Origin of the sequence: Pseudomonas sp. UBA6315 (assembly GCF_002438125.1) — a bacterium.
In the GTDB taxonomy this organism is placed as follows: Bacteria; Pseudomonadota; Gammaproteobacteria; order Pseudomonadales; family Pseudomonadaceae; genus Aquipseudomonas; species Aquipseudomonas faucium.
Genome location: NZ_DJTF01000111.1, coordinates 1 through 4,741 on the forward strand (window position 1 = coordinate 1; position 4,741 = coordinate 4,741).

4 protein-coding genes are annotated in these 4,741 nt (G+C 65.5%); 2 read left to right on the forward strand and 2 right to left on the reverse strand.

Features of this window, described 5'->3' with window-relative positions; translation table 11 throughout:
- A partial coding sequence (locus tag B3E94_RS13855) for a response regulator (RefSeq protein WP_286913930.1) occupies positions 1-2,201 on the forward strand: 2,201 nt, incomplete at its 5' end.
- Here the strand turns inward: B3E94_RS13855 and B3E94_RS13860 are convergent.
- Together B3E94_RS13860 and msrB are read right to left on the reverse strand one after the other, a co-directional pair.
- Entirely contained in the window at positions 2,191-2,679 is a 489-nt protein-coding gene (locus B3E94_RS13860; protein WP_286913932.1) for a glutathione peroxidase, read from the reverse strand. The two genes, B3E94_RS13855 and B3E94_RS13860, sit on opposite strands and share 11 nt — an antisense overlap.
- A 2-nt stretch (positions 2,680-2,681) precedes the next feature.
- Positions 2,682-3,083 carry a peptide-methionine (R)-S-oxide reductase MsrB gene (gene msrB, locus B3E94_RS13865; protein WP_176512063.1) on the reverse strand — a complete coding sequence of 134 codons (402 nt, stop codon included), beginning with the start codon at positions 3,081-3,083 and terminating at the stop codon, positions 2,682-2,684.
- A gap of 168 nt (positions 3,084-3,251) precedes the next feature.
- Between msrB and B3E94_RS13870 the strand changes: the two genes are divergently transcribed.
- A complete protein-coding gene (locus B3E94_RS13870; RefSeq protein WP_039603103.1) occupies positions 3,252-4,463 on the forward strand; it encodes a pyridoxal phosphate-dependent aminotransferase in 1,212 nt (403 codons plus the stop codon).
- Positions 4,464-4,741: the final 278 nt, after the last annotated feature.

Below are 4,741 nucleotides of genomic sequence, written 5' to 3' on the forward strand. Positions count from 1 at the left end.
GCGAAGACGCATCCATCAACCGCGAAGTGCAGGCGCTGCTGCAAATCAGCCACAACCCGGCCTCGCGCATCGCCTACAACATCGATTCGGAACTGGCCCTGGAGCTGACCCGCGGCCTGCTGCAATCGCCTGCGGTGATCCGCGCCCGGCTGATCGACAACAACGAAACCGTGCTGGCCGACGTCGAGCGCGCGCGCCTGCAGGACAGCTACCGGCCCTTGAGCGACTTCCTGTTCGGCGAGCAGCGCCAGTTCCAGGACAAGCTGTACCTGACCCACATGCCCGAGGAGTACCTCGGCACCTTGTACCTGGAAGTCGACACCTTCGCCTTCGGCAGCCGCTTTCTCGACCGCGCCGAGGTCACCCTGCTCAGCGGCTTTGCCCGCAGCCTGGTGCTGACCGGCATCCTCCTGGGGCTGTTCTACTTCATGCTGACCAAGCCCCTGGTGACGGTGATCGGCGCCCTCAGCGGCGGCGATCCGCGAAAACCGCGGCAAACCCGCGTGGACTGCCCGCCCGGCCACGAGCTCGACGAAATCGGCGTGCTGGTCAAGGTCGCCAACCAGCAGTTCGTCAGCATGGCCACCGAAATCCAGCAGCGGCGCAGCGCCGAAAACCGCCTGACCGACTACCTCAACGAGCTGGAAAACATCGTCTCGGCGCGCACCGACGAGCTCAAGGCCATCAACAGCCGCCTGAGCCAGTCCAACCAGGAGCTGGAGGAAGCCCGCCAGCGGGCCCTGGACATGGCCCAGGCGCGCGCGGCGTTTCTGGCCAACATGAGCCACGAGATCCGTACCCCGCTCAACGGCATGCTCGGCATGATCGCCCTGGCCCTGGACAGCCCGCTGGCCAGCGAACCGCGCCAGCAGCTGGCAATCGCCCACGACTCGGGCAAGGTGCTGGTGGAGCTGCTCAACGATATCCTCGACCTGTCCAAGTTCGACGCCGGCCAACTGGAGCTCGAACGCATCCCGTTCGACATGGGGGCGATGGTCGAGGACACCGCCAACCTGCTGTCGCAGAACGCTGCGCAAAGCGTCGAACTGACCTGCCTGATCGCCAACGACTTCCCAAGCTCGGTGCTGGGTGACCCCACGCGCGTGCGCCAGGTGGTCAGCAACCTGCTGTCCAACGCGCTCAAGTTCACGCGTTTTGGCCGCGTCGACATCCGCCTGGTGCGCATCGTCGGCGGCGTGCGCCTGGAGGTCAGCGACACCGGCATCGGCATCCCCGAGGAGGCCCAGGCGCGGATCTTCCAGCCGTTCACCCAGGCCGGTGCCGGCATTACCCGCCAGTACGGCGGCACCGGCCTGGGGCTGACCCTGACCCACAACCTGTGCAAGGCCATGCACGGGCGCCTGTACATCCACTCCGAGCCCGGCTTCGGCAGCCGCTTCAGCGCCGAACTGCCGCTGCCCACCCACACCGAGGCCATCGCCGCCGCGCCCCTGCACGGCCAGGTGCTGGCCTTGAGCGCCGCCGCCAGCGGCCTCAGCGAGTTGTTGCAAGGCCTGCTGCCAAGCTGGGGGCTGAGCTACCAGCGCCACGACAGCGTCGCCAGCCTGCCCGCCGAGCGCGTCGACCTGCTGATCACCGATGACCTCGACCACCTGCTGCAACTGCGCCCCACCCTGAAGGCGCCGATCCTGCTGGTGACCGCCTACGGCAATTTCCTACCCGCAGAGCAATCGGCGCAACTGGCGCCGCTGCACCAGCTGGCCCGGCCGCTGGCACGCAATGCCCTGTACCAGACGCTGCGGCGCATCCTCCAGGGCCATGCCCCGGAGCACCCGCTGGCAACTCCGGCGCTGAACGCTGCGGCTGGCCGTGCACGCATTCTCTTGGTCGAAGACAACCCGGTGAACCAGTTGGTGGCCAAGGGCATGCTGGCCAAGCTCGGCTGCCAGGTCACGCTGGCCACCCAGGGCGCCGAGGCCCTGGAGCTGCTGGCGCAGGAAGATTTCGACCTGGTGCTGATGGACTGCAACATGCCGGTGATGGACGGCTACGAGGCCAGCCGGCGCATCCGCCAGAGCGGCCGCTGGCCCGACCTGCCGATCGTCGCCCTCACCGCCAACGCCATGCCCGAGGAACGCGAGCGCTGCCGTGCGGCAGGCATGAACGACTACCTGGCCAAGCCGTTTCGCCGCGAAGAGCTACTGGCGCTGATCGAGCACTGGGTGCCGCTCAGCGGCTGAGCAGGCGCTCGATGTCGGCTTCCAGGGCCTGGGGCTTGGTGGTGGGGGCAAAACGGGTGACCTTGCCGCTGGCCGGGTCGACCAGGAACTTGGTGAAGTTCCACTTGATCTTCTGCGACCCCAAAAGGCCCGGCGCCCGCTGCTTGAGCTCGACGAACAGCGGGTGGGCACCCGGGCCGTTGACCTCGACCTTGCGAAACAGCGGGAAGCTCACGCCGAAGTTGGCCTCGCAAAATTGCGCGATCTCCCGCGCATCCCCCGGCTCCTGCTTGCCGAACTGGTTGCAGGGGAAGCCCAACACCACCAGGCCGCGCTCGCGGTAGGCCTGCCAGAGCTGTTCCAGGCCCTTGTACTGCGGGGTGAAGCCACATTGGCTGGCGGTGTTGACCACCAGCAGCGCCTTGCCCGGGAAGTCGCCCAGCACCTTGTGCTCGCCACCGAGGGTGACGCAGGGGATGTCCAGCATCGATGCGGCCATGGTCAGGCTCCGTCGCGGGGTTTGAAGTCCAGGCACACCGAGTTGATGCAGTAACGCAGGCCGGTCGGTGGCGGGCCATCGGGGAAGACGTGGCCCAGGTGGGCATCGCACTGGGCGCAGGTGACTTCGGTGCGGATCATGCCGTGGGAGGTGTCGCGGATCTCGACCATCGCGCTCTGTTCGATCGGCGCGTAGAAGCTTGGCCAGCCGCAGCCGGAATCGAACTTGGCCTGCGAATCGAACAGCGCCAGGTCGCAGCAGATGCAGTGGTACACGCCTGCGCGGCGCTCGCTGTTGTACTTGCCACTGAACGGCCGCTCGGTGCCCTTCAGGCGGCACACCTGGTACTGCTCCGGGTCGAGCATCGCACGCCATTGTTCCAGGGTTTTGTCGATCTTTTGCATGGGGGGACCTCGGCAGGCTGAATTTCACCTCGCGCCGTCTTTTCCAGGGCGCGGGTGGCACGTATATTAGTTGGCTTCGTGTGCAAGGCTTCAAGTCTGGCACCCGCGCCCTGCCCTTTCAAACCTTTCGACGGCGGCGCACCGCGTATTCTCAATCGGGACCACATCATGCAGTTCAGCAAATCGAACAAGCTCGCCAATGTCTGCTACGACATTCGCGGCCCAGTGCTCAAGCACGCCAAACGCCTGGAAGAGGAAGGCCATCGCATCCTCAAGCTGAACATCGGCAACCCGGCGCCGTTTGGCTTCGAGGCGCCGGACGAAATCCTCCAGGATGTGATCCGCAACCTGCCCACCGCCCAGGGCTACAGCGACTCCAAGGGCCTGTTCAGCGCGCGCAAGGCGGTGATGCAGTACTGCCAGCAGAAGGAAATCGAAGGCGTCACCATCGAGGACATCTACCTGGGCAACGGTGTGTCCGAGCTGATCGTGATGTCGATGCAGGCGCTGCTCAACAACGGCGACGAAGTGCTGATCCCGGCCCCGGACTACCCGCTGTGGACCGCCGCCGTGAGCCTGGCCGGCGGCAAGCCGGTGCACTACCTGTGCGACGAGCAGGCCGACTGGTTCCCGGACCTTGAAGACATCAAGGCCAAGATCACCCCGAACACCAAGGCGCTGGTGATCATCAACCCGAACAACCCGACCGGCGCCGTGTACTCCCGCGAGCTGCTGCTGGGCATGCTGGAGCTGGCCCGCCAGCACAACCTGGTGGTGTTCTCCGACGAGATCTACGACAAGATCCTCTACGACGAAGCCGTGCACATCAGCACCGCCTCGCTGGCCCCAGACCTGCTGTGCCTGACCTTCAACGGCCTGTCCAAGTCGTACCGGGTCGCCGGTTTCCGCTCCGGCTGGCTGATCATCTCCGGGCCCAAGCACCACGCCCAGAGCTACATCGAAGGCATCGACATGCTGGCCAACATGCGCCTGTGCGCCAACGTGCCGGCCCAGCATGCCATCCAGACCGCCCTGGGCGGCTACCAGAGCATCAACGACCTGGTGCTGCCGCCGGGCCGCCTGCTGGAGCAGCGCAACCGCACCTACGAGCTGCTCAACGACATCCCCGGCGTGAGCTGCGTGAAGCCGATGGGCGCGCTGTATGCGTTCCCGCGGATCGACCCGAAGGTCTGCCCGATTCTCAACGACGAGAAGTTCGCCCTGGACCTGCTGCTGTCCGAGAAGCTGCTGATCGTGCAGGGCACCGCCTTCAACTGGCCGTGGCCAGACCACTTCCGCGTGGTGACCTTGCCGCGGGTGGATGACCTGGAAGCGGCAATCGGCCGGATCGGCAACTTCCTGCGCACCTATTCGCAGTAAGGCATGCCTCTCCCACAGAAGCAGCACAAGGCTCGAGGCCTGCGCAGCCTTCTGTGGGAGCCGGCTTGCCGGCGATGGGCGGCAAAGCAGCCTCCTACAAACGCCAACGACCGTTTCTTACATCCTGCAACGCTCTAGCTCACAGCCCCCGCCAGATCCTCTGCCATACTCCGCCGTACACAGTTTGAAATAGTCGCCCGATTGAATCCGTGCGATCGGCCCCTTATATACCCCGCATACGCAACAACCCTTCCGCCAGGAGAACGTAACAACCATGA

Coding starts and splice junctions, on each gene's coding strand:
- B3E94_RS13860 (WP_286913932.1), bottom strand. CDS start 2,679: ATGGCCGCATCGATGCTGGACATCCCCTGCGTCACCCTCGGTGGCGAG.
- B3E94_RS13870 (WP_039603103.1), top strand. CDS start 3,252: ATGCAGTTCAGCAAATCGAACAAGCTCGCCAATGTCTGCTACGACATT.
- msrB (WP_176512063.1), bottom strand. CDS start 3,083: ATGCAAAAGATCGACAAAACCCTGGAACAATGGCGTGCGATGCTCGAC.